The organism is Nocardia heshunensis, from assembly GCF_054782115.1.
Window position 1 is genome coordinate 823,182 of record NZ_BAAGTC010000003.1, and the last position, 22,820, is coordinate 846,001.

Sequence of the window (22,820 nt, forward strand, 5' to 3'; positions counted from 1 at the left end):
GTATGGATCTCACCATTCTCTACCGCGGCCCGCTCTCCTCCTGCGACTACGACTGCCCGTACTGCCCGTTCGCCAAGCGTCGCGACAGTCGCGAACAGTTGCGGGCGGATCGCGCGGCCCTGGAACGCTTCACCACGTGGGTCGCCGACCAGCCCGGGGACCGGCTCTCGATCCTGTTCACGCCGTGGGGTGAGGGCCTGGTGCGCTCCTGGTACCGGCGCGCGCTGGTCGAACTGTCACGGCTGCCGAATGTCGAACGGGTGGCGATCCAGACCAATCTCAGCTGCCGCACCGACTGGCTCGCCGAGGCCGACCCGCAGACGTTGGCGCTGTGGTGCACCTACCATCCTGGGCAAACGCCCTACGAGCGCTTCGCCGCCAAGTGTGAGGACCTGACCCGGCGTGGCATCCGCTTCAGCGTCGGCATCGTCGGCTTCCCCGAACATCTTCCGACCGCCCGGCGACTGCGGGCGGATCTACCCGAGCACGTCTACCTGTGGGTCAATGCCCCGGAGGGCCACTCGCTCTCCGACGCGGACGCCGCCGCCTGGACCGAGCTCGACCCACTGTTCCCCTACAGCCGTCACCCGCATCCGTCGGCCGGACTGCCTTGCCGCACAGGCGAATCCGTCATCTCCGTCGACGGTGACGGCACCGTGCGCCGCTGCCATTTCGTCCGCACCGAGCTGGGCAACCTCTACGACGGCAGCTACCGGGCGGCCCTGACGCCCCGCCCCTGCCCGCTGGCGATGTGCGACTGCCATATCGGTTACGTCCACCTCGAAACCCTGCCGCTGTACGACGTCTTCGCGGGCGGGGTCCTCGAACGCATCCCGGGCAGCCTCATCGGCACCAACCTCACCGGTTCCGCCTAGCCGAGATGGTCGGTCTCCTCGAGGAAGATCCGCAGCCCCTCGCGGATCTTGCCGGCCGCGTTCTCCAACTGCTCGGGCGAGAGCGTCTTGCCGAAGGCCGCCGCCTTCAGCAGTTGCCGCCGCACCTCCTCGAGGTTCATCGTCGCCCAGTCGCGTCGTGAGAGTTCCGGCATGGGCCGGTACGATACCTCGAGTAGAACGTTTGTTCGAGTGGCGGCGCGGCCTACCTCGCCGGGGTCAGCCGCGCCCGATGTACGGCATGGCCGTGGCCATGACGGTCAGGAACGGGACATTGGTGTCCAGCGGAAGCTCGACCTGCTGGGCGATGAGCCGGGCCACGTTCGCGGCGTCGATGGTGGGTTCGGGCCGGATGCTGCCGTCGGCCTGCAGCGAGCCCGCCGCGATGCCCGCGGTGAGTTCGGTTGCGGCATTGCCGATATCGATCTGGCCGGCCGCGATATTGTGCGCCCGACCTTCCAGCGCGAGCGCCTTGGTGAGCCCGGTGATGCCGTGCTTGCTGGCCGCGTAGGAGACGGTGTGCGGGCGTGGGGTGTGCGCGGAGATGGAGCCGTTGTTGATGATTCGCCCGCCCTGCGGAGTCTGGGTGCGCATCAGCCGGAAGGCGGCCTGGGCGCACAGGAAAGCGCCGGTCAGGTTGATATCGACGACCTGCCGCCACTCCGCGACGGAGACCTCGTCGATGGGTTTGGTCGGCCCGAAGATGCCGGCATTGTTGACCAGCACATCCAACCGGCCGAAGCGCTCGACGACATACGCGAACGCGGCGTTCACAGCGGTCTCATCGGTGACATCAGCGCGGAACGCCTCCGCGGTGCCCGGTCCGGGCGCACTGGCGACCGCTTCATCCAGGGTGGCGGCGGTGCGGCCGACGGCGACGACCCGGTGTCCGGCCGCCGTCAGCGCGTGGGTGATGGCGCGGCCGAGTCCGGTCCCGGCGCCGGTCACGAGAACGATCTTGGAATTGGTCACTCCGATGAGCCTAGGCAGGCCGCAAAACGCGCCAGCGGGCGGCATCGAATATTTCACCGCGAAGGGCGTGCAGCGTGGCAGCCCATGCCGAACCGTGCACTCGCGCCGGAATCCGTTGTAGCCCAATCCAATCGCTCAGCGAGGCCAATGACCCTCTGCTAATCTCTGGCAGGAGCGTTCGGCGTAGAACGAGAGTTCGCGAAGGGTCCGCTTCAGCTTGGGGGGATACAGTGCTGTTCGTGGTGTGTTCGGCGACCCGTTCGGGCCGCCGACAAGTACAAGGATCGTAGAGTGGTGACGCTGCGCGGCGTCGGCCGCTCCACGCGCCCAGCCGGGCGCGGCCCCCGCGTCCTCGTCCGACACGATACCCAAAACTCTGACGCCGCACCGGATTTGGCCGAGTCGCGGCTCATAAAGGCCACCGTCACCGGCGACATTCTCGATGGCGTTGGCGAGATCGTGTCATTCCGCCATCTCGAGGGCCGCAAACGGCGGCTGCTGACCACCGGACTCGCGCTGATCTCGGCGGGCCTGGGTGGCGGGTATGTGTGGTGGCTGATCGATAATGGCCTTGCGGCACAGGAGAAGTACGACCAGTTCGGGGCGATCGCCATCATCATGGTGACGCTGGTGGTGACCGTCGAGGCGATCCGGTTCGCGCTGGTGCTCGCCATGTCGCTGACCACCGCGCTGGCACGCAAACCGGTGCCGATCCGGGCACGCGCCGGGCTGGATGTCGCGCTGCTGATCACCTTCGTCCCCAGCAGCGAGGATATGGCGGTGCTGGAGCGAACACTGTTGGCCGCCAAGCAGATCCGGCATCGCCACCCCGGCGTGTTCGATGTCTTCGTGCTCGACGAGGGCGATCCACAGCAGCCCGACCGGGTGCGAAAACTGGTGGCCGCGGTGGACATCCGCCCGGGCAATCGGGTGCGGTATCTGACGCGCGGCGGCCGGGCGGAGTACCACCAGCGCAAGGGACCGTTCGAGACCCGCACCAAATTCGGCAATATCAATGCCGGACTCGACATGATCGGCGCGGACGCCGACCTGCCGGACTACGACGTGATCATGGGCATCGATCCCGACCACACCCCCATGCGCGAGTTCGGGGAGCGGATGCTCGGGTACTTCAACGATCCCGACGTCGCCTATGTGGCCGGGCCTCAGGCGTATGCCAATGCCGAGGCCAATGTGGTGGCCAAGCTGGCCGAGAGCCAGCAGTTCGTGTTCCACAGCCTGATCCAGACCGCGGCCAATGCGCACGGTGCGCCGATGCTGGTGGGCACCAGCTACGCCATCCGGGCGAGCGTGTTGCAGACCATCGGCGGCATCCAACCGTCCATCACCGAGGACATGGCGACGAGTTTCGCCATTCTGCCGCAACGCAATCCGGACACCGGACAGCAGTGGAAGGGCGTGTACACCCCGGATCTGCTGGCCCACGGTGAAGGGCCCGCCTCGTGGGGTGACTTCTACAAACAGCAGAACCGCTGGGCGCGAGGCGCGATCGAGCACATGCTGTTCGGGCCGTTCGTGCTGCAGATGCTGCGCATGTGGCGGACGCCCGCGCGAATCGTGCACTACCTGCTGCTGATGGCGTTCTACCCGGTGATGGCGACGGTGTGGTTGCTGGGCGCGGCCAATGTGGCCATCTTCAGTTGGTACGGCGTCAGCGGCGCGGTGGTGTCGCCGGGTAGCTGGTTCCTGTTCTACGGCTGGGCCTCGGTCAGTCAGATGGCGCTCTACACCTGGGTGCGCCGGCACAATGTGAGCCCCTACGAGACGACCAATTCCTGGGGCGTCTACGGCATGTTCATGAGCGTCATCACCGCGCCGGTGTATGCGAATTCGCTGGTGAAATGTCTGCTGCGGCGGCCGGTCGGCTTCGATGTCACGCCCAAGGGGTCCAAGAGCCGCGAGGACAGCTGGTTCACCTTCCGGCTCAATGTGATGTGGCTGGCCTTCTATGTGACCGTCGTGGTGCTCACCACCGTGCGCGGCTGGGCCGCCCCGGCCACCCTCATGTGGCCGGTATTCGGGGCGCTGATCTCGGCTGCGCCGATGCTGGTATGGCGGCTCAATCCGCTCTGGGTGGCGGCCGCCGCCCGCCGGAAGTCGCGCGCCGCCACCGAGATAGCGGTCGAGGTTTCCGAAGATTCCGCAGGTGTGGAGGCGACCGCGGAGGGGCAGGCGTGCTGAAGAAGACGCCGACCCGGTTCGTGCGCTGGGTAGTGACCGTCGTGGCCGTCGGCACCCTCGCCATCGCGACCACCGCGACCGCGGCGGCGCTGTATCACCGCTTCCAGCACAACCGCCTGATCAATTCCGATGACTACAAGGCGAAATACGGTTACTGGGAAGTGATCACGCTGCCCAAGGACATCGACGCCAACATCATTCACTCCGTGGTACTGCCGACCGGGAAGGTGCTGCTCATCGCGGGCAGCGGCAACGACCACCACAATTCCGACAAAGGCATCTACAACTCGCTGATCTTCGATCCGGCGACCCGCACCGCCAAACGCATCGACACCCCGGTGGATCTGTTCTGTTCCGACCAGGCGTACCTGGCCGACGGGTCGGTGCTGATCGCAGGCGGGACTGGCAGCTACGAGGTGCTGCCGGAGAATCTCACCCACGCAGGTGGCTACATGACCATCCGCAACGAGGACCCCGATCACCCCGGATTCGTGCCCAAGGGAACGACGTTCACGGGCAAGGAGAGCGGAAAGGTGTACCGCTCCGACCGGGATATCACCGTGCCGCCCGCCGCCAAGGATCCGGTCACCTACAAAGTGTCCGCGACCGACCGCAATGTGTATGTCGCGGCCGACGCCGCCGGGACCGACGGAGTGTGGGACCGCAACGACCACTACATGATCGGCGGGCTGAGCTACGCCCAGCAGCAGAACCTGTACGGGTTCGCGCCCGAGATGGCGTTGAAGAAGAAGGAATATCAAGGCATCGACTCCTCCTACCTGTTCAATCCGTGGACGGAAACCTATGAGGCCGTGGGCAATATGAACTACGCCCGCTGGTATCCAACCCTCACTCGATTGCCGGACGGGCAGGTGATGGTCACCTCCGGGCTCGACGGGTCCGGGCGAATTCTGGACGGGCAGACCGAGATCTACGATCCCGCGACCCGCACCTGGGTGGAGCGTGACGACCTGCGCCGCATCTTCCCCACCTATCCGGCGGTATTCCAGACCGCCACACCGGGCCGACTGTTCTTCAGCGGGCCGAGCACCGGATGGGGTCCCGCCGAGGAGCATCGGGATCCGGGAATATGGAATCTGACCGACAATTCGTTCGAGCTGGTGCCCGGGTTGCGGGATCCGAACATGCTCGAGACCGGGTCGTCGACGTGGCTGGGGCCGGTCCAGGATCAGCGGCTGCTGGTGGTCGGGGGTGGCGGGGTCGGCGATTCGGCGCTGTCGACCGGACGCATCGACATCGTCGATCTCGCAGCCGCGCAACCGAAGTTCGAGCCGCTGGCGGTGCTGCCACAGGGCACGCGCTACCCGAATCTGGTGCCACTACCCAGCGGGGACGTGTTCATCACCAACGGCGCCAACGACTATCGGGGGCGCGGGGCCAGTGACATTCTCGCTGCGTATCTCCTCGACCAGCAGGGCGGCCTGCATCCGATGGCCGATCCGACGGTCGGGCGCGACTATCACTCCACGGCGGTGCTGCTGCCGTCGGGACAGATCATGACCGACGGGTCCAATCCGCTGTTCGCCGACAAGAAGAACACGCTGCCGGGCAAGTTCGAGCGGCGAATCGAGATCTATACGCCGCCTTACCTGTACAAGCCCGATGGTGGGACGGTGGCGCGGCCGGTGATCACCGATGGGCCCGCGGAGATCCAGCGAGGCACTAACGCCGTGTACACCGTCGGTTCCAGCCTGCCCGGCGTTCCCGGTGCGGCGCAGGTGAAGTCGATGCGGCTGCTCGCTCCGGCGGCGATCACGCATGTCACCGACACCAATGAGCGCGTGATCGACCTACCGATCAGCCGGACGGATACCGATGTGTCCGTGTCGATTCCGATCAGTCCGACCATTGCTCCGGCGGGCTGGTACATGCTCTTCGCGGTCGACACGGCCGGGGTGCCGAGCGTCGCGAAATGGGTGCATCTGACGTGAGGCTCCCGGGGTGTGACGTGCCGGGGCTCGGCCGTTAGGACAGCTGGTCCAGCAGTAGCTGTCGGTCGAATTCACCGGCGGGAGCATCGCTGGTGCCGCAACGCCCGTCGGACTGCCCGGGATTCTTGATGAACGCGTGCGTCACCATGGCGTCCCGGTCGAAGCGGGTGCCCGGCACAGTACCGATACGCTGCCCCTTCGGATTGCACCAGTCGACCAGATCGGCGGTATTGGCCGCGCCATTGACCGAACTGTCGATCATCACGAAGAGCTGATGCCCGTAGGCCTGTTCTATCCGGGTCGCGTAGGCGCGAATCTCGTTCTCGGGCCGCCGATTCGCCACATTCAGCGCGATACCGGCCACCGGCTGCGCGGGACTGACGCTGCGCAGCAAGTCCGCCACCCGACTCGGATCCACCCAGGTGCTGTTGCCGACATCGAGATAGACAGCAGTCTTTGAATTGTGCTGCAGCAGTTGCCCGTACGCATATCCGAGTAGCGAAAGCCGGGCTGCACGGTCGGCGTCGTTCATCTCGGTGGCGTGAGCCAGCGCATCCGGCTCCAGCACCACGATCGCCGCATCCTGGCCGATGGCATCGCTCACCCCGCGAATCCATTGCCGGTAGGCGTCCGCCCCGGTCTGTCCCCCACCGGATTCGCCATGCAAGTCCCGCCCCGGAATGTTGTAGGCCACGAACATCGGGATGGAGTCGGCGGTGTGCGCGCGGCTGATGTCCTGATGGATCGTCGCGGTCGTCACGTCGAGATCGTGCGGTAGCCATTCGGCCACCGGCGTCCGGATCAACCGCTCGAGCCGGTCCCGCACCTGCGGATCGGTGACAGTCGGCAGTGTGGCGCGCAGATCGGCGTAGTACCCGTCATTGGACTCCAGCAGCAATTCCGCACTGGCCGGGGCGTTCCGCTCGGCCGCGGTCACCACCACCGGGGCCGGTCCCCGGCCGCACCCGGTCAGCAGCAACTCCAGCACGACCACGCACAGTATGCCCACCCGGACCAACCGCCCCCGACTCGATCGTCCCCAACTCGATCGTCCTTGCCCCATGCCAGACAGTATGCCGTTCCCGCACAATTGATTCCGTGCAAGGTGAACCGGATCGACCGTTGCTGTTCCTCGACGTCGACGGGACATTGCTACCGCTGGACCGCCCCGACCCGTCCCGCCTGAGTTCCGGTCTCGGTGAACGACTGCTGGCCCTGAACTGCGAGTTGCGATGGGCCACCGGCTGGGGCAACCGCGCGAACGTCGTCCTGTCGCCGCTGCTGGGTCTCCCCCAGCTCCCGGTCGTCACCCTGCCGCCATACCCCCTCGGCGACTACTTCCCCGACGGATTGCACTGGAAGACAAGAACTCTGGTACGACTGGCCGCCGGTCGTCCCTTCATCTGGGTCGACAACGAGATCCGCGATCAGGACCGGATCTGGGTGGAAGACAACCATCCCGGACGAGCTCTCCTGCACCTGATCGACAGCGCCGCAGGAGTTCTCGACGCCGACTTCACCGCACTCACCGAATGGCTTCGAACCTCACGGTAGCCCCGTCGTCCGTCAGAAGACGAAGCCTCGCAGCGCCAGAAATCGCAGGCCACCGACCGCTGCCATGATCGTGATCACGGCGCTTGCTTGCTCCAGCTCACTCAGGCCCGGGGACCAGAATTGCAGTGCGGCGAGTGCTGCCGTGCTGATGACCAGACCGATCAAGGCGAGGCCGCCGCCTTCCCACTGTGCGCTGAACCAGCCGACCCGGTCGGCCGCGCGGAAAGTCAGTCGTCGATGTAGCTCGTTCGCGATCACCGTGCTGACGATCGATCCGGCGATGTTGGCGATCAGCGGGCCGATGCCGTTCATCATCATGAAGAGCAGCGCGTACGAGACATTGCTGAGGCCGCCGACGGCGGCGAATCGGATCAACTGGGCGATCGGGTGGTCGCCGCGCAGCACCTGGAAGTCGGTACCGAGGGCGGTCCATGGTCCGGAGGGGGCGAGTGCGGTGCTGTTCACATATGCACTGTCTCCGGGCTCGCTGACACCGGACTGACGTCAGGCTGACAAGTACCTGTCGTGGTGTATGCGTCCGGATCAGCTCGGAAGAGCAGGACAAAAGATTAAAAGCGGCCAGGAGGAGGAGCTGGGAGGTGGCTGGGTTGGGCTCGCCCACCGGCAGACCCAGCCACCTCACCGTCCGCGAAGTTCATCGTCTCTGTGGAATTGTCAAAGAACCAAAAGCCAAGAACACGAACACGCACCCGACGTGGGCTGACGGCAGGGGACGCGCGGGCTGGCGGCGCAGCCGCGTTTCCGCATCAGCGGGCGGGCGGGGGTCGCGAGGCTCACGCCACCCGGGAACCCCACTGCTGGCAGCTCGAATCCACCGCGGCCGCAACCAACCCGGCCACGTGATGACGCTGATTCACCTTCGCGGACTGAGTCGGATCAACATGCTTGGGGGCGATCCAGCCACAGCGGCCCGGGAAAGCCGAATCCTTACCCATCACCACCGTCTTCCAGCCATCGGCGGAATCGTTGACCAACGCGTGGCAGTGATCGCACGCCAGAGCAAGATTCGACAGATCCGTCGGACCACCCACAGCCCAGTCCGTGACGTGGTGAACCGCGCACATCGAGGCGGGCGCATCGCAACCGGGACGGGTGCAGCCCTTGTCGCGCGCGATCAACGCCAGACGCTGACCCGGGCTCGCGAGGCGCTTGCACTTACCCAGGAACATCGGGATGCCGTGCGGGTCGAGCACTGCCAGCACCGGGCGGGTGCCAGCGGCCATCTTCAAGGCTTCGTTGATGGAGACGTGCCCGCCGGTGGCAGTAGAGGCCAGTCCCGCACCACGTTCGAGGTCGGCCAGGCTCATGGTGAGGATGACCTGGGTCTTGAGGCCACGGTGCTGACCGAACGAAACACCAGGCGTGGCGGACTCATTGAACGCGGCAGGCCCAGTGGCGAGTTCATCGAACCCGACGGCCGAGCCAGTGGAGTGGCCAGACGCGGCGACCGGGGCAGCGGGCTCGGTGAAAGCGGCACCCGGAGTGGTGGACTGACCGAGCACGGCGGCCGGTCCACCGGGGATACCGGACACCGCGGCTGGGGCACCGGGCATGCCGGACACCGCAACTGGGCCACCGGGCATGCCGGACACCGCGGCTGGGGCGGCGGGAATGCCGGACACCATGGCTGGGGCAGTGCGCTCGGTGACTGCGGTAGCGGGAGTGGCGGACCCATCGGTCGTGGTCGCGGGGCCAGCCGGGGCGCCGGTCGCGGCAGGCGAGATGGCAGGCTTGCCGGTTGCGGTGGCGCGCTTGCCCGCAACGGCGGGGGCGGCGGGCTGGAGGAGGGCGTACAGGGCGTCGTGGGTGCGTTGGCCCGCGTCGCGGCGGTCGCGGCGGGCGGCGGCGTCCAGCAGCTTCGAGTCGAACGCCGCCACCGAGAGGGCGAGGGGTTCGAGGTCGTCGATGTTGCACATGCCGGGGCGGGCGTACTTGGCGAAGAAGGCATCCAGGTAGGCGCGCAGTTCCGGGGTCAGCCAGCCGTCGACGTGCGTCATGCCGTCCACACCGGGGCGGCCCAAGGTCAGGCCACGACGGCGGCGACGGTCGGCATCGGAGATCACCGTGCCGTCGAGATCCAGGCGGGCGAGGATTTCGCGACCCATCTTCGGGAGGTCCTCGGGGTGGCCGGTCAGGCAGTGCTCGAGCAGGTGCAGCTCGGTTTCGGCGTACGCCTCGGGGGCGATATCGACGGGCAAGTGCGTCATCACGTCCACCATGTTGCGGACGTGGTCACGCGAGATCGCGCCTGCCTCATAGGCTTCCGCGGTGGCGGAGAGGGTGTCGGCGCGTGGGTGGCCCGACGCGTCGAGGAGACCAGCGCAGGCGCGGGCGATCTTCACGCGGCCGGCGGCGTCGTAGCGCGACAGGCTGAGGGTTTGGCGCAGGAACGCGATCAGGTCACCGGCACCCGTGGACTGCGGCAGGCCGCGGTCGGAGATTTCGAGGATGAGGCGGGAATCCAGTGCGGAGAGTTGGCGTTTGCAGGTTTCGAATTGGCGCAGGAAGTCGGTGAATTCGGAATCGGTCAGGGTGGAGAGGCCGTTGTCGTGGAGGGTCGCTGAGACGGATTGGACGGCGGTCATCAGTTGGATGATGCCGCAGGTTTCGAATGTTTCCCCCTTCGAATGCATGTGCTAATAGTACCGCTGCGCGCCAGCGCCTGGGAACCCGAAATGTCCAGTATCGCAACATAATTCGGTATTCTTCGATACCAAATGGTCGTTAATGATCTTCACGACATCCCGCGTAGCTCTCTGGTTTACTGATCTTTTGACGGGGAGGTTCGATGCGCGGGCGTTGGATGCGGTGGGGCGGTTGGCTTGCGGCCGTCGCGGTGATTGCGGCCAGTGGGTGCACTCGGTCGCAGGCGGAGCCGATCTATTGGGTCGACGGCATGCGGGTGGAGCAGACGGGTGACGGTGGCGCGCCGGTGATCCTGCTTCCGGGCTCGATGACCGGGCCGTGGGAGTGGGGAACGACGATCGCGGAGCTGCGGCGGCACCACCGGACCGTCTATGCGGTCGCCTTCCCCGGGTTCGACGGGGCACCGGCTCCCGCCGAAAGCCACGACCTCATAGGCCGCTACACCGACGAGGTGGTGCAACTGATCTCCACGCGCCGACTGGTGAAGCCAATTCTGATGGGCCACAGCATCGGTGGCACGATTGCGCTGCGCATCGCCGCCCAGCACCCGGAGCTGATCTCCGGCGTTATCGCGGTCGAGGGTCTTCCAGTATTCCCCGGCTACGAGCTAGTGCCTCAGCCGCGACGCACCGAAATCGCCGACGCCACGGCAACCGCCTTGCGCGCGGTACAAACACCCGATGCGAAACTCACGTACGCGCGCAACTACCTTCGCCAAACCGGTGTCATCGATCCCGCCCTGGCCGATCAATACGCTCCGCTGATGGCGCGCAGCGACTTCACCACTGCCGCCGAGTATCTCCGTGAGGACATCCTCGACGACAACCGAGCCGGGCTTGCCGCCGCGACCGTCCCGATCTGGGAAATCTGCCCGTACTACCGACCGCAGGACGAGAAGTTCGCCGACACCGCCACCGACAAGGCCGACTACTACCGGTCGTTGCTCGCCACCGCGCCCAACGCCACGGTCGTTTCCATCGAACCGGCCCTGCATTACGTCATGCTGGACCAGCCCGATGTTTTCAACGAAACCGTCACCGGAATCCTGACCGGATTGTTCGCCACCTCGGCTGCCCGAGGCTGAGGCCCGTCAGGACTTCTTGCCCCAGTTGGGATCCCGCCGCCGCAGCTCCCACTGCGCGATCGAGCGCTTGTGCACCTCGTCGGGCCCATCGGCCAGCCGCAGGGTCCGCAGATGCGCGTACATCGAGGCCAGCGGGAAGTCGTCGGAGACGCCCGCACCGCCGTGCACCTGGATGGCGCGGTCGACAACCTTCAGGGCCACATTGGGAGCCGCCACCTTGATCGCGGCGATCACCGTCCGGGCGGCCTTGTTTCCCACGGTGTCCATCAAAGAAGCAGCCTCGAGCGTGAGCAGCCGGGCCATGTCGATCTCGATCCGGGCTTCGGCGATCCAGTCCTGGATATTGGCCCGATTCGCCACCGGCTCACCGAAAGTGGTGCGAGCCTGCGCACGATCGATCATGAGGTCGAGGGCACGTTCGGCCATGCCGATGGCCCGCATGCAGTGGTGGATCCGGCCCGGCCCCAGCCGCGCCTGGCTGATCATGAAACCGTCGCCCTCACCGGCGAGCAGCGCGGTCACGGGGACCCGCACATTCTCGAAGGTCACCTCGGCATGACCCTCACGGTCCTGATAGCCGAACACCGGCAGACCACGCTGCACGGTCACACCGGGAGTGTCGAGGGGCACGACCATCATGCTCTGCTGCCGATGGACCGGACCCGTCGGATCGGTCTTACCCATGACGATGAGAACCTTGCAATTCTTGTGCAAGGCATTGGAAGTCCACCATTTACGCCCGTTGAGCACGTAGTCGTCGCCATCACGTTCCATCCGCAACTGGATATTCGTGGCATCCGAACTAGCCACCGCAGGTTCGGTCATGGCGAAGGCCGAGCGGATATCACCGGCCAGCAGCGGTGCCAGCCACTCCCGCTGGTGCTCCTCGGTACCGAAGAGGGTGAGCACCTCCATATTGCCGGTATCGGGCGCGCTGCAGTTGGTCGCCTCGGGCGCGAGATGTGCACTGCGGCCCATGATCTCGGCCAGTGGCGCGTATTCTAGATTGCTCAGCCCGGGACCCCATTGCGGATGCGGGTGGAAGAGGTTCCACAGCCCGCGTTTGCGCGCCTCGGTCTTGAGCTCCTCCACGATGGGCGGCTGGAAGTGCGGATCGCCGGCCTCGGCCATCTGCGCCTCGTACACCGTCTCGGCGGGGTAGATGTGCTCGTCCATGAAGGCCAGCAGGTCATCCCGGTAGCGGCTGGCCCGCTCCGACAGCTCGTACATCGAAACTCCTGACGGTGGCGTGATTTTCCGTTTCGGACCGTACGTGAACTTGACACCGGATTCAACTATGGGCCGGGCTCAGGACCCCCGGAGTGCGGAGATGCCCGCCCGCAGCAGCGGTTCGACGGCATCTCCCATGTGCTCGAACCCCGAACCGACGGTCTGACCGTGGATGAACCGGAAGTAGATGCCCTCGCTGATCACCGCGAGCTTGAACGACGCCAGCGCGACGTAGAACCCGATCTCGGTGAGATCGCGGCCCGCGCGGCTCGAATAGCGTTCCAGCACTTCGGCTTCGTCGGGATACCCGGGTGCGAGCGCGACATCGCTCACCCCGATCATGTCGATATCGCTCATGCGCTGATACACCAGCAGTAGCCCGATATCGGTGAGCGGGTCGCCCAGCGTCGCCATCTCCCAGTCGATGACGGCCGCGACCCGGTCCGCATCATCGACCAGCACATTGTCGAGCCGATAGTCGCCGTGCACGATGCCCGTGGGCGATTGCGCCGGAAGGTGTTTGCCCAGCAGTTCGTGCAGTTCCAGCGCGGCGGGCAGCTCGCGGCTGTAGGAGGCGTCGAGTTGCTTCTTCCAGCGCCGGACCTGACGTTCCAGGAAGCCGTCGGGCCGACCGAAGTCCCCCAGGCCGACCGCATCGGGCTCGACGGTGTGCAGCGCGGCGAGAGTATCGATCAGACCGGTGGCAATGGTCCGAGTCCGGTCCGCGCCCAGCGGAACCAGCTCGGCCGCCGTGCGGTACGGCGTGCCGACGACGCGTTCCATGACATAGAAAGGCGCACCGATGATTTCGGGGTCCTCGCACAGCGCATAGGTGGCGGGCACCGGCACACCGGTCCCGGCCAGCGCGCTGATCACCCGATGCTCGCGGACCATATCGTGCGCTGTCGCCAGCACGTGCCCCAGCGGTGGCCGTCGCACGATCCATGACGAGGTGCCGTCACCGACCTCATAGGTCAGATTGGATCGTCCGCCCGCGATCAACCGCCCGGTCAGCGGCCCCTGTGCCAGGCCGGGCCGGATGTCGGCCAGCCACAGGGCAAGTCGGTCGAGGTCGAGGCCGGGTAGCTCGGTGCGCTGATCGTCGCTCATATCTGTCCCCAACTCAGTGCTGCTCGTCGACGGAGCCCAGCAGGCGTGCCTGGTAGTGCCGCATGCCCGCCAGCCAGCGGTCGTAGTCGGCACCCTTGCGACGGTACATATCCAGCACCTCCGGGTGGGGCAGGATGAGGAATCGCTCGTCGTCGACGGCGGCCAGCACCAGTTCGGCCACCGCGTCGGGGGTCAGTACCGCGCCCGCCGAGGTGACCGCGCGGGTGGCGGCGACGCCGAGGGCGTCGCCGGAGTTCTCGCCCGCGCGCAGCAACGCGGTCTCCACGCCCATCGGGCACAGGCAGCTGACCCGGATGCCGCGATCGCCGTAGGTGACCGACAGCCATTCGGCGAATCCGACGGCCGCGTGCTTGGTGACCGAGTATGCGGCCGAACCGATCTGGGTGAGCAGGCCCGCGGCCGAGGCCGTCCCGATGAAGTAGCCTTCGCCGCGTTCCAGCCAGCCGGGGACCAGCAGCCGGGCCGCGCGGATGTGGGCGTTGAGGTTCACGTCCAGGGTGAGCGCCCAGTCCTTGTCGTCGCCGATCCCGACCGGGCCGATCACGCCCGCATTGGCGAAATACAGGTCGACCGGGCCGAATTCGGCCTCGCAGCGGGCGATCAGCTCCTCGATGCGGGCCGGATCGGAGACATCCGCCCCGACCGCGACGGCCGAGCCGGGGAACTCCGCGACCAGCGCCGCCGCCACGGTCTCGGCGGCCGGGCCGTTCAGATCCGCGATCACGACCCGCGCTCCCGCGCGCACCAGCCGGGCGGCCAGCGCGCCGCCGATGCCGCCACCTCCGCCGGTGACAATGGCGTTCCTACCCGCGACCTGCACGTCAAGCTCCCTCCGGTCCACACCGGCAAGCGATTTCGCCGTCGGGCTGGATCGGGTGTGCCGGTCGATGGAAATATGAAACCTACGTCGGATTCAAGTTGACGGTAGGTCCGGCGTCAACCAACACGGTCGCGAGGTGGACAACCGGTGCAGGCATCACAGCGGGTGGACGAGTGGAAGCGGCTGGGCAGCGCCCAGGTCGCGACGAACGGGATCGATTTACGCGTCGTCGAGCACGGGACGGGCGCGCCGGTGGTGTTCTGCCACGGCTTCCCGGAGCTCGGATTCTCCTGGCGGCATCAGGTTTTCGCGCTCGCCGACGCGGGCTTCCGCACGCTCACCCCGGATATGCGGGGGTACGGCGGCAGCTCGCGGCCCGAGCAGATCGATCAGTACGACATGGTCACCATCTGCGGGGATCTGGCGGGACTGCTCGACGCATACGGGCTCGAGGACGCGATCTTCATCGGTCATGACTGGGGTGCGTCGGTGGTGTGGCACATGGCCCGGGAGTATCCCGAGCGGGTGCGCGCGGTGGCCGGGCTCAGTGTCCCCGCCACCCCGCGCTCGTCGGGGCCGCCGACCGCGATCATGCGCTCGCGCCTGGGCGAAGAGTTCTACATGATCTGGTTCCAGGAACCCGGCGTGGCCGATCAGGTGCTGAACGCCGACGTGCGTCGCACCCTGCAGCAGGTACAGGTCGAAATCCTGCGCGCACAGAACTTCCAGGACACCAGCCACCCGATGCCGCCGCTGCCCGAGTGGCTCGATCCGGCCGAATTCGATTACTACGTCGAGTCATTCGCCGCGACCGGGTTCACCGGTGGCCTGAACTATTACCGCAACCTCGACCGCACCTGGGAGCGCACCGAGCACCTCGAGGGCGTGAAGATCGACCAACCGTCGTTTTTCATCGCCGGATCCATCGACCCGGTCATCCAATTCACGCCACTGCACAAGATGTCGACCCTGCTCAGTGATCTGCGCGGGTCGGTCATCCTCGACGGCGCGGGGCATTGGATCCAGCAGGAACGACCCGACGAGGTGAATGCCGCGCTGATCGAATTCGTGCGCGGGCTCGACTGAGCTATTCCGGCCGCAACTGCAAGGCGTTGGCCCAGAGGTCGGTCAGGGTGGCGACCAGCTTTTCGAACGGGATCCGTTGCTGCTGAACGAAAACCAGGTTCGCCATCCGGCTGACCATGCCCGACAAGGCGTGGGCGGTGATCATCGGATCCAGGTCCGCGCTGGCACGCCCGGACTCCTGCAGGTCACGGATCATCCGGGCATTGCGCTGCGCGAAGGCTTTTCCGCGTTCGACCCGCAGTCGACGGAAGTTCTCATCGATGTGAGCGACCTGCTCGAACAAGGCCATCAGGCGCGCATTGCGCTTGTAGGACAACAGGTAATCGCGGTGCGCCGCCTCGATGAGCGCGCGCGGATCGGTGATGCCGCTGCGTTCGCGCACGTGCGGGTGCAGCATCTCCTCCGACACCTGCTCGACCAGGGCCGCGAAGATCTCTTCCTTGCTGTCGAAGTAGGTGTAGAAGGATCCCGACGCCATCCCCGCGGTCTTGGAGATGTCGGCGATCTTGGCGTCCAGGTAGCCGTCGCGTTCGAAGACCTCACGGGCCGCGGCGATCAGCGCGCCGCGGGTCCGCTCACCGCGCTTGGTGCGCGGGGCGGCACGGCGGGATTCGCTCTCGCCTGTACTCGGTTGCGACGCCAACGCTGATGACTGCCTGTCGTTCTACGGACTACTTTTCAGGCCGACACCGTATCAATCGGCACGGCGACCGCCACTGCACGGCTACCCGGCGTGCGCCGCCAGCCGCCGATCGATGACCGGCAGCGCGAACTCCGCCCAGCGAATGTTCTCCTGCTCGAAGGAGATTCCGCGCAGCAGGCTCAGGTACGGGCCGATGCGGTCGGCCTCGGCCAGATACGCCTGCTCACTGCGGCCGTCGAGCAGGCGGTGCCGCAGCCGCTCGTAGCGGGCCAGCTTCGCGCGCGACCATTCCAGTTTCTCGGCGATCGCGGCGCGCACGGTCGGCCCGTCTCCCGTGTCCATCGCCTGCACCTTCACCATCATCTCGTCGCGGATGGCGGTGGGTTTCGAAGGCTCGGCGATGAATTCGTGCAGCGCGGCCCGCCCGGCCGGGGTGATGGCGTGCAGGCGTTTGTTGGGGCGACGCTCCTGCTCCACCACCCGGGTCTCGATGAGACCGGCCGCGGCCATCCGCTCCAACTCCTTGTAGAGCTGCTGCGGGGTGGCCAGCCAGAAGTTGGCGACCGACGCGTTGAACCCCTTGGCCAGGTCGTAGCCCGATGCCTCACCTTCCAGCAGGGTCGCGAGGACCGCATTGCGTAACGCCATCAGGACAGGCTACCTAGTCAACTAATTGAGGTCGTGCGGGCGCGGCACGGCGTGGCTGCCGCCGGAATCGGCCGAATCCCGGCCTGCCGTGCAGACTGGTGCCGTGGATGATGCGGAGCGGTTGATCGTGGTGGATGCCGCCAATGTGGTCGGTTCGCGACCGGACGGGTGGTGGCGGGATCGCGCCGGAGCCGCTCGCCGATTACTGGCGCAGTTGACCGTGCTGCGCGATCAGCTACCCGAACCGACCTCGATCGTGGTGGTGCTCGAGGGTGCTGCCAAACCCGCCGCGGACATCGAACACGAGGGGCTGCGGGTGGTCCTGGCCGACCGATCCGGCGACGACGCCATCGTGGACGTGGTCGCCGCGGCCACCACCGCCGAGGTCACCGTGGTCACCTCCGACCGCGAACTCCGTGCCCGCGTCGAGGCATTGGGTGCGACCACCGTCGGGCCGACCTGGCTGTGGGATTTCTTCCGCTGATGGGTGACCTACCCTGACCGGACCCTGAACGGCTATCCCCCGTGGGTGGGATTTGCGACACGGGGTTTTTCGGTAGCTTCGGAACAGTGCAGTCGCCGTTGAACGTTCGCCTGCGCGGTGTGGTCCTGGTGGTGGGGGTGCTCTGCGCGTCAATGCTGGGTCTCGTCGTGGGGAATGCGCCGGTCGCGCGCGCCGACGGGGCGGTGAGCGGAGGCGACCTCACCGTGGCGGAGTCGCTGGGGGCGCGGGAGTTGACGGTGGTGGTGCGGAGGTCCGAACCCGGCCCGTTGCGCGTCGACGTGGTCACGCATGTGGGGACCGCACCGGGAACGCTGACGCTCACCGCGATGCCGACCGATCAGGGTGGGGAGAAGTCCTCGGGCACCGTGCAACTCGGGAATCAGCCGGGACCGTACTCGGCGACGCTGCGCGTCGACCATGCCGGGCCGTGGGAACTGACGGTCTCCGATGGCGAGCGAACGGCTCGAATTCCATTCCTCGTCGCGGCACGCGTCGTGACGCCCTGGGAGCGGGCCGCCTACGGAGGATTCTTCGCCGCGGGCGTCCTGCTGCTGGTGGCGCTGGGCACCGCGCTGATTTCCAAACGCGGCTGGCCGACCCTGATTCCGGTGGGCGCGTTGATCGCCGCCGTGACCGTCGGCGCCACCGGAGCCGTCCTGTCCGGCAGCGCCCCGCAGGCCCGCCCCGCAGGCAGCCTCCTCGACCCCACCTCCGGCAATATCGGCAACCCCTACCCGGAGCGGGATCTGCCACTGACCACGAATTACTCACGCCCACCGGCGAATCTGACGGTGCGCGCGACGCGACCACCCGACGGCGAGCAGGGCACGGAAGTGCAACTCTCGCTGACCGATTCCGCGACCGGCCGACCGGTGGACGACCTCCTCGTCACCGATGACGCCCTCCTCCACTTCATGGTGGTCGGCCCGGACGGCCGTTTCTGGCACCGCCACCCGATCCGCATCGCCCCCGGCGAGTACCGAGTCGAGTTGGGCCTCGGCACCCCCGGCGACTACGCCGTCGCCGCCGAAATCGCCCGCCGCGGCGGCGGCGTGCAACTACTCCGGTCGGCCCTCCACGTCGGCCCCGAATCCCTCTCCGCCCCAGCCGATCCCTCATCCGGAACCCCTGTTCCACCACCGGCCAATGCCACCCCCGCGCCGGGCAGCGCCACTCCCACGCCAGGCACCGGGAATCCGTCGCCTGGTGCAGCCACGCTGACTGCCACGGAGGCCATTGCGGGCGAACCGGTCACGCTCACAGCCGCATTCGGTGGCGCGGCCGATCTACAGCCGTGGCTGGGGATGCTCGGGCACCTGATCGCCGTGGGCCCGCTACCCGACGGCGTGCCGACCGGAGTCGGAGCCTCCACAGCACCGATCTGGGCGCACGCGCACGCGATGCTCCCGCTACCCGCCCTCGGTTCCCAGCCACCGGACGAGACCGTCGCCGCCTACGGCCCGAATGTGGCCTACACCTTCACCTTTCCCCTGCCCGGCAAGTATCTGGTCTGGGCCCAAGCAGAACGGGGGTACTCCGTCATGACCGTGCCCATCACCCTCGACGTGCGGGCGGAGGCCACACCATGACCACACCCGACAAACCAACCCCGCCCAGCCAACCACCCACCCCCGACAGCGCGACCACCTCCAGCGAACCGCCCCTGCCCACCGAACCGACCAAGTCCGGCGAGGCCACGCCCCCAAGCAAGTCGACCGCAGCCAGCGGGCCGACCCCGCGCGCCAGACTGGCTGGCCGTAATGGACTGATCGCGATCGCTGCCGCTGTGGTGGCGATCATGCTGGTGGTGTGGTGGGTATGGCCGTCGGATGGGGCGAAGCCGGTGGCGCGTAGTGCGGCTGGGCCGTATCTGGTGCAGTTGCGGGTGGATTCGGCGCATACCGGGGATAACACCGTGGATCTCGATATCACTGATCAGCGGGGGGATTCGGCTGCGCCGGATCGGGTTTCGGTGGAGCCTGCGATGCCGCAGATGGGGCATGCGTTGCCGCCGAGTGCGGCTGGCGTGGTTACGCCGGGGCATTACCGGGCGACGGTGAATCTGCCTATGCCGGGGCAGTGGGAGATTGCCGTCAAGCTTTCCGGCGCAGCGGGTTCCGGGAGCGCCACATTTTCTGTCCAAGCCAATTGACACCTATTCAGGCCGAACGATTCGTCCGGGCCATCCGATAACTGGAGCAGCACAATGGACCTCACAGCCACCGCGCGCGGCGTCACCGCCGAGGCGAGCGCGCCGATCACCATCAGACCTTGGTTGCCCGCGGCGATTCTGTTCGCGGCCAGCCTGACCTTCTCGATCGGGTCCACCTGGGATATCCAGTGGCACTCCGATGTCGGGCCCGACACCTTCTTCACCCTGCCGCATCTGTTCATCTACGCCAGTGCGGCGGTGGCCGGATTCACCGGTCTCACCGTCATTCTCGTCACCTCCGCGGCCGGGCGAGCCGGACGCCGGGTGGACGGGGAGCTGGGCGGGCCGGGTGTCGGTGTGTTCGGGCGCACGTTCACCGCGCCGCTGGGATACATGGTCGCCGCGCTGGGCGCGGCCTCGTTCCTGCTCTATGGGCTGTGGGATCTGTGGTGGCACAGCCTCTACGGGTTCGACGCCATCATCGATTCCCCGCCGCACATCGGCCTGTTCCTGTCCAGCACCGTGATCTCGGTGGGCACGGTGATCGTGTTCGCGGCGGCGCGGGCGCATCGGTGGGGGCGGATCGGGGCGCTGTTCGCGCTCGCGCATCTGGCCACCAACAGCACGGTAACCGCGCTGGCCGTGCAGCGGTTGAGCAACGGGAGCGTGCGCTGGACGGTGGCGGTCACCGCGTTCATGGTGATCCTGATGCTGATCGCGGGCGCGGGATTCACCCGCTGGGGTGCGACCGTCGCCGCCGTGTTCGGCACCGCCACCCAGGCCGTGTTCTGGTGGTTCGCGCCGTGGGCGGCGCGCGCGTACGCGGATTTCGTGGGATTGCCGATGCGCGAACACATTCGGGGCATTCCGTCCACGCCCGCGCTGATTCCGTTCGTGCTGATCCCGGTCGGCCTGATCATCGACCTGCTGCTGCGTCGTTCGGGCACCGGGACGGCGCGCGTGCTGCCCGCGCTCGCGGGTGCGGTCGGCGGCGCGATCATCGCGGTCACCAGTCCGGTGCAGAGTGTCTTGATCTACGAGGCGCGCTTCCACTTCTCGGGCCTGTTCCACAATGCGCACTTCGGCGCGGCCTCGGTCATTATCGCCACCACCGTCGCCGGCGCCGTGTTCGGTGCGCTCGGCGGATTCCTCGGCTGGCGTTTCGGCGAGATGCTGCGCCTGACCGCCCCGAGCCAGGAGGCTCTCGCATGATCAAGCGACTATTCGCGGCCGCCGCAACGATTTTCGCGGTATTGGCCCTGTCTATGACCGGTGCGGGCACGGCTTCCGCGTATCAGCCGGTCAATATCGTGCATACCGAGCATGTGCAGGCCGGACCGTACTCGCTGACGATCGGGTTCAGCCAATGGCCTTTGCGGGCCATGCAATCGCTGGACTTCACCTTCATTCCCGACGGCGGGATCGACGACAAGTCGGGGACGTTGAGCGAAATTCAGCCCAACGGCAAGCTCCGCCACCAGGAACCGTTGTCGCGGCATCCGCGTAAGCGTGAGGACTGGGGGTTGGACGTTCGGTCGCTGGACCAGCAGGGGGCGTGGACCTTCCGCTTCGCCATCGACGGGCCGCAGGGGCATGGGGAGGGGGATCTCACCAATCTGACGGTGCTCGAACAGCCCGGTCCCCCACTGGGTATCAGCTGGGCGGTCAGCAGCATTCCGCTGATCGGGCTGATTGTGTTCCTCGCGTACGCCTGGCGGCGGACACGCAAAATAGCCATCCCGCAGCTGGCCTGAGTACGAACGGGGTCCGGAATACTCACCGCGGAATTCTGTCCGTTTTCCCGCACTGAGTACTCCCTGATCTTGTTCTCAGGCAGGGTCTTCGATGAGGTGGAGGCGGCGGGACAGGTCGGAGGCGAAGAGGCGCTCGGGGTCGACGGCGTCGCGGATGCGGCGCCACTCCGCGAGGCGGGGGTACATGGCGCGGATCATGTCTGGGGTGGTGCGGGAGTCCTTGGCGAAGTAGAGGCGGCCGCCCGCGTCGAGGACGCGTTGGTCGAGATCGGCGCAGAAGTCGCCGAGGCCGGGCTTCAAAGGGAAGTCCAGGCTCAGCATGAAGCCGGGGTGGGGCCAGGAGAGCGGGGCGGGGTTGCTCGCACCCATGCGTTTGAAGACGTTCAGGAACGAGCGGTGACCGGAGTGCGCTATGGCGCGAACCGCTTCCGCCAGTTGCGCTTCCGCGCCGAAGGGCATGGAGAACTGGTACTGCAGGAAACCGCGGCGACCGTAGGCGCGGTTCCATTCACCCATCAGATCGAGCGGGTGATAGAACTGCGTCAGATTCTGGATACGGCCACGCGCGCTACGCGGGTAGATGCGGTGGACTGCTTCGGCGGCAAAACGGATGGTGAGGTTGTTGACCATGCCGTTGGGGAAGATGTCCGGCACCGTGAACAGTTGCGGCGCATCGAATTTCAGCGGATTGCTGCGCAGCTTGACCGGCAGCTGATCCACGGTGGCCAGGGAACCGCGGCTGAAGCCCGCGCGGCCGAGTTTCGAACCCGTGCTGATGGTGTCGGGGACCGACATCGAATACTCGTAGCCGTCGTCGGAGCCGCCGGTGAGCAGCTCCATGGTCTCGTCGAGGTTGTCGGTGCGGTCGTTGTCGACGATGAAGTACGCGGTCTCGGTGTGCTTCATGCGGATTCGGGCGCGGGTGACGATGCCGGTCAGGCCCATGCCGCCGACGGTCGCCCAGAACAGTTCCGCCTGCTGGCCTTCCGGCGTCAGGGTGCGCACGGTGCCGTCGGCGGTGAGCAGATCCAGCGACACCACATGATTGCCGAAGCTGCCGTGCGAGTGGTGGTTCTTGCCGTGGATGTCGGAGGCGATCGCGCCGCCCACGGTCACCTGCCGGGTGCCGGGCAGCACCGGGACCCACAGGCCCTGCGGCAGGCCGACTTTCATCAAGGTGTCGAGGCTGACACCGGCGTCCGCGTCGATGATGCCGCTGTCGGGGTCCACGCTGTGGATGCGGTCGAAGGCCGTCATGTCCACGACCAGGCCGCCGCCGTTCTGCGCCGGATCGCCATAGCTGCGGCCCAGGCCGCGGGCGATGACGCCGCGCGCACCGGCCGCGCCGACCGCCTTCGCGACGGTATCGAGATCGGGGGTCGAAAGCACCTGCGCCACCGACGAAGCCGTGCGGGCCCACCCGGACAGCGGACGTTGATCGAGCACCGATCCCCCTCTGATGTGATTCACCTCCGCCACGGTAGCGGCGGCCCCGGGCGCATTCAGGGTGATGCGGCTCACTCGGCC

The 22,820-nt window shown here is 66.9% G+C and carries 22 protein-coding genes; 11 read left to right on the forward strand and 11 right to left on the reverse strand.

What is annotated here, in order from left to right:
• Nucleotides 1-2 precede the first annotated feature (2 nt).
• Nucleotides 3-875, forward strand: coding sequence for an STM4011 family radical SAM protein (locus ACYVN4_RS10690; protein WP_460719789.1), 873 nt, complete (start codon nt 3-5; stop codon nt 873-875).
• Here ACYVN4_RS10690 and ACYVN4_RS10695 read toward each other — a convergent pair.
• A complete protein-coding gene (locus tag ACYVN4_RS10695) occupies nt 872-1,048 on the reverse strand; it encodes a DUF6374 family protein (protein ID WP_452397704.1) in 177 nt (58 codons plus the stop codon). The two genes, ACYVN4_RS10690 and ACYVN4_RS10695, sit on opposite strands and share 4 nt — an antisense overlap.
• 64 nt (nt 1,049-1,112) lie before the next feature.
• The gene (locus ACYVN4_RS10700; protein ID WP_460719792.1) at nt 1,113-1,865 is read right to left on the reverse strand and encodes an SDR family oxidoreductase; all 753 of its coding nucleotides are present in this window, start codon (nt 1,863-1,865) and stop codon (nt 1,113-1,115) included.
• A gap of 291 nt (nt 1,866-2,156) precedes the next feature.
• On the opposite strand from ACYVN4_RS10700, the gene ACYVN4_RS10705 reads away from it, so the two are divergent.
• Together ACYVN4_RS10705 and glxA are read left to right on the forward strand one after the other, a co-directional pair.
• Nucleotides 2,157-4,067: a glycosyltransferase family 2 protein gene (locus ACYVN4_RS10705; protein WP_460719794.1), complete on the forward strand. Its 1,911-nt coding sequence runs from the start codon at nt 2,157-2,159 to the stop codon at nt 4,065-4,067.
• Nucleotides 4,061-6,019 (forward strand): radical copper oxidase GlxA, encoded by a 1,959-nt coding sequence (gene glxA / locus ACYVN4_RS10710; protein ID WP_460719796.1) that lies wholly within the window; start codon nt 4,061-4,063, stop codon nt 6,017-6,019. Before ACYVN4_RS10705 ends, glxA begins: the two co-directional genes overlap by 7 nt.
• Before the next feature lie 34 nt (nt 6,020-6,053).
• Here glxA and ACYVN4_RS10715 read toward each other — a convergent pair whose 3' ends face one another.
• Nucleotides 6,054-7,007 (reverse strand): glycoside hydrolase family 6 protein, encoded by a 954-nt coding sequence (locus tag ACYVN4_RS10715; protein ID WP_460719798.1) that lies wholly within the window; start codon nt 7,005-7,007, stop codon nt 6,054-6,056.
• A 110-nt stretch (nt 7,008-7,117) separates the two neighbouring features.
• Here ACYVN4_RS10715 and ACYVN4_RS10720 point away from each other — a divergent pair, with 110 nt between their 5' ends.
• A complete protein-coding gene (locus ACYVN4_RS10720; RefSeq protein WP_460719800.1) occupies nt 7,118-7,573 on the forward strand; it encodes a trehalose-phosphatase in 456 nt (151 codons plus the stop codon).
• A 12-nt stretch (nt 7,574-7,585) separates the two neighbouring features.
• Here the strand turns inward: ACYVN4_RS10720 and ACYVN4_RS10725 are convergent, their stop codons facing one another.
• Both ACYVN4_RS10725 and ACYVN4_RS10730 read right to left on the reverse strand, forming a co-directional pair.
• Nucleotides 7,586-8,038, reverse strand: coding sequence for a GtrA family protein (locus ACYVN4_RS10725; protein WP_460719802.1), 453 nt, complete (start codon nt 8,036-8,038; stop codon nt 7,586-7,588).
• Nucleotides 8,039-8,367: 329 nt separating this feature from the next.
• Nucleotides 8,368-10,227 carry an HNH endonuclease signature motif containing protein gene (locus ACYVN4_RS10730; RefSeq protein WP_460719803.1) on the reverse strand — a complete coding sequence of 620 codons (1,860 nt, stop codon included), beginning with the start codon at nt 10,225-10,227 and terminating at the stop codon, nt 8,368-8,370.
• Between the two features lie 155 nt (nt 10,228-10,382).
• Here ACYVN4_RS10730 and ACYVN4_RS10735 point away from each other — a divergent pair, with 155 nt between their 5' ends.
• Complete coding sequence (locus ACYVN4_RS10735; protein ID WP_460719805.1) at nt 10,383-11,324, forward strand: alpha/beta fold hydrolase; 942 nt, start codon at nt 10,383-10,385, stop codon at nt 11,322-11,324.
• A gap of 6 nt (nt 11,325-11,330) precedes the next feature.
• Here the strand turns inward: ACYVN4_RS10735 and ACYVN4_RS10740 are convergent, their stop codons facing one another.
• From ACYVN4_RS10740 to ACYVN4_RS10750, 3 genes are all read right to left on the reverse strand, one after another.
• A complete protein-coding gene (locus ACYVN4_RS10740) occupies nt 11,331-12,554 on the reverse strand; it encodes an acyl-CoA dehydrogenase family protein (RefSeq protein WP_460719807.1) in 1,224 nt (407 codons plus the stop codon).
• Between the two features lie 78 nt (nt 12,555-12,632).
• A complete protein-coding gene (locus ACYVN4_RS10745) occupies nt 12,633-13,664 on the reverse strand; it encodes a phosphotransferase family protein (RefSeq protein WP_460719809.1) in 1,032 nt (343 codons plus the stop codon).
• A 13-nt stretch (nt 13,665-13,677) separates the two neighbouring features.
• The gene (locus ACYVN4_RS10750) at nt 13,678-14,505 is read right to left on the reverse strand and encodes an SDR family oxidoreductase (protein WP_460719811.1); all 828 of its coding nucleotides are present in this window, start codon (nt 14,503-14,505) and stop codon (nt 13,678-13,680) included.
• Between the two features lie 147 nt (nt 14,506-14,652).
• On the opposite strand from ACYVN4_RS10750, the gene ACYVN4_RS10755 reads away from it, so the two are divergent.
• Nucleotides 14,653-15,591 (forward strand): alpha/beta fold hydrolase, encoded by a 939-nt coding sequence (locus tag ACYVN4_RS10755; protein ID WP_460719813.1) that lies wholly within the window; start codon nt 14,653-14,655, stop codon nt 15,589-15,591.
• A 1-nt stretch (nt 15,592) separates the two neighbouring features.
• Here the strand turns inward: ACYVN4_RS10755 and ACYVN4_RS10760 are convergent, their stop codons facing one another.
• Nucleotides 15,593-16,234 carry a TetR/AcrR family transcriptional regulator gene (locus tag ACYVN4_RS10760; protein WP_460719815.1) on the reverse strand — a complete coding sequence of 214 codons (642 nt, stop codon included), beginning with the start codon at nt 16,232-16,234 and terminating at the stop codon, nt 15,593-15,595.
• 81 nt (nt 16,235-16,315) lie between these two features.
• On the reverse strand, nt 16,316-16,882 hold the full coding sequence (locus ACYVN4_RS10765) for a PadR family transcriptional regulator (protein WP_460719817.1): 567 nt from the start codon (nt 16,880-16,882) through the stop codon (nt 16,316-16,318).
• 103 nt (nt 16,883-16,985) lie between these two features.
• Here ACYVN4_RS10765 and ACYVN4_RS10770 point away from each other — a divergent pair, with 103 nt between their 5' ends.
• From ACYVN4_RS10770 to ACYVN4_RS10790, 5 genes are all read left to right on the forward strand, one after another.
• Nucleotides 16,986-17,366 (forward strand): NYN domain-containing protein, encoded by a 381-nt coding sequence (locus ACYVN4_RS10770; RefSeq protein WP_460719819.1) that lies wholly within the window; start codon nt 16,986-16,988, stop codon nt 17,364-17,366.
• 86 nt (nt 17,367-17,452) lie between these two features.
• Nucleotides 17,453-18,976 (forward strand): hypothetical protein, encoded by a 1,524-nt coding sequence (locus ACYVN4_RS10775; RefSeq protein WP_460719821.1) that lies wholly within the window; start codon nt 17,453-17,455, stop codon nt 18,974-18,976.
• A complete protein-coding gene (locus tag ACYVN4_RS10780) occupies nt 18,973-19,539 on the forward strand; it encodes a FixH family protein (RefSeq protein WP_460719823.1) in 567 nt (188 codons plus the stop codon). Before ACYVN4_RS10775 ends, ACYVN4_RS10780 begins: the two co-directional genes overlap by 4 nt.
• Nucleotides 19,540-19,593: 54 nt before the next feature.
• Nucleotides 19,594-20,751: a hypothetical protein gene (locus tag ACYVN4_RS10785; RefSeq protein WP_460719825.1), complete on the forward strand. Its 1,158-nt coding sequence runs from the start codon at nt 19,594-19,596 to the stop codon at nt 20,749-20,751.
• Complete coding sequence (locus tag ACYVN4_RS10790) at nt 20,748-21,293, forward strand: hypothetical protein (RefSeq protein WP_460719827.1); 546 nt, start codon at nt 20,748-20,750, stop codon at nt 21,291-21,293. The genes ACYVN4_RS10785 and ACYVN4_RS10790 overlap by 4 nt, the downstream gene beginning before the upstream one ends.
• Before the next feature lie 75 nt (nt 21,294-21,368).
• Here ACYVN4_RS10790 and ACYVN4_RS10795 read toward each other — a convergent pair whose 3' ends face one another.
• On the reverse strand, nt 21,369-22,763 hold the full coding sequence (locus tag ACYVN4_RS10795) for an FAD-binding protein (protein WP_460719830.1): 1,395 nt from the start codon (nt 22,761-22,763) through the stop codon (nt 21,369-21,371).
• Nucleotides 22,764-22,820 lie beyond the last annotated feature (57 nt).

Bases quoted from the DNA above. Each gene is read 5' to 3' on its own strand.
- ACYVN4_RS10690 (WP_460719789.1), top strand. From the start codon at position 3: ATGGATCTCACCATTCTCTACCGCGGCCCGCTCTCCTCCTGCGACTAC.
- ACYVN4_RS10695 (WP_452397704.1), bottom strand. From the start codon at position 1,048: ATGCCGGAACTCTCACGACGCGACTGGGCGACGATGAACCTCGAGGAG.
- ACYVN4_RS10730 (WP_460719803.1), bottom strand. From the start codon at position 10,227: ATGCATTCGAAGGGGGAAACATTCGAAACCTGCGGCATCATCCAACTG.
- ACYVN4_RS10735 (WP_460719805.1), top strand. From the start codon at position 10,383: ATGCGCGGGCGTTGGATGCGGTGGGGCGGTTGGCTTGCGGCCGTCGCG.
- ACYVN4_RS10740 (WP_460719807.1), bottom strand. From the start codon at position 12,554: ATGTACGAGCTGTCGGAGCGGGCCAGCCGCTACCGGGATGACCTGCTG.
- ACYVN4_RS10745 (WP_460719809.1), bottom strand. From the start codon at position 13,664: ATGAGCGACGATCAGCGCACCGAGCTACCCGGCCTCGACCTCGACCGA.
- ACYVN4_RS10765 (WP_460719817.1), bottom strand. From the start codon at position 16,882: ATGGCGTTACGCAATGCGGTCCTCGCGACCCTGCTGGAAGGTGAGGCA.
- ACYVN4_RS10780 (WP_460719823.1), top strand. From the start codon at position 18,973: ATGACCACACCCGACAAACCAACCCCGCCCAGCCAACCACCCACCCCC.
- ACYVN4_RS10785 (WP_460719825.1), top strand. From the start codon at position 19,594: ATGGACCTCACAGCCACCGCGCGCGGCGTCACCGCCGAGGCGAGCGCG.
- ACYVN4_RS10790 (WP_460719827.1), top strand. From the start codon at position 20,748: ATGATCAAGCGACTATTCGCGGCCGCCGCAACGATTTTCGCGGTATTG.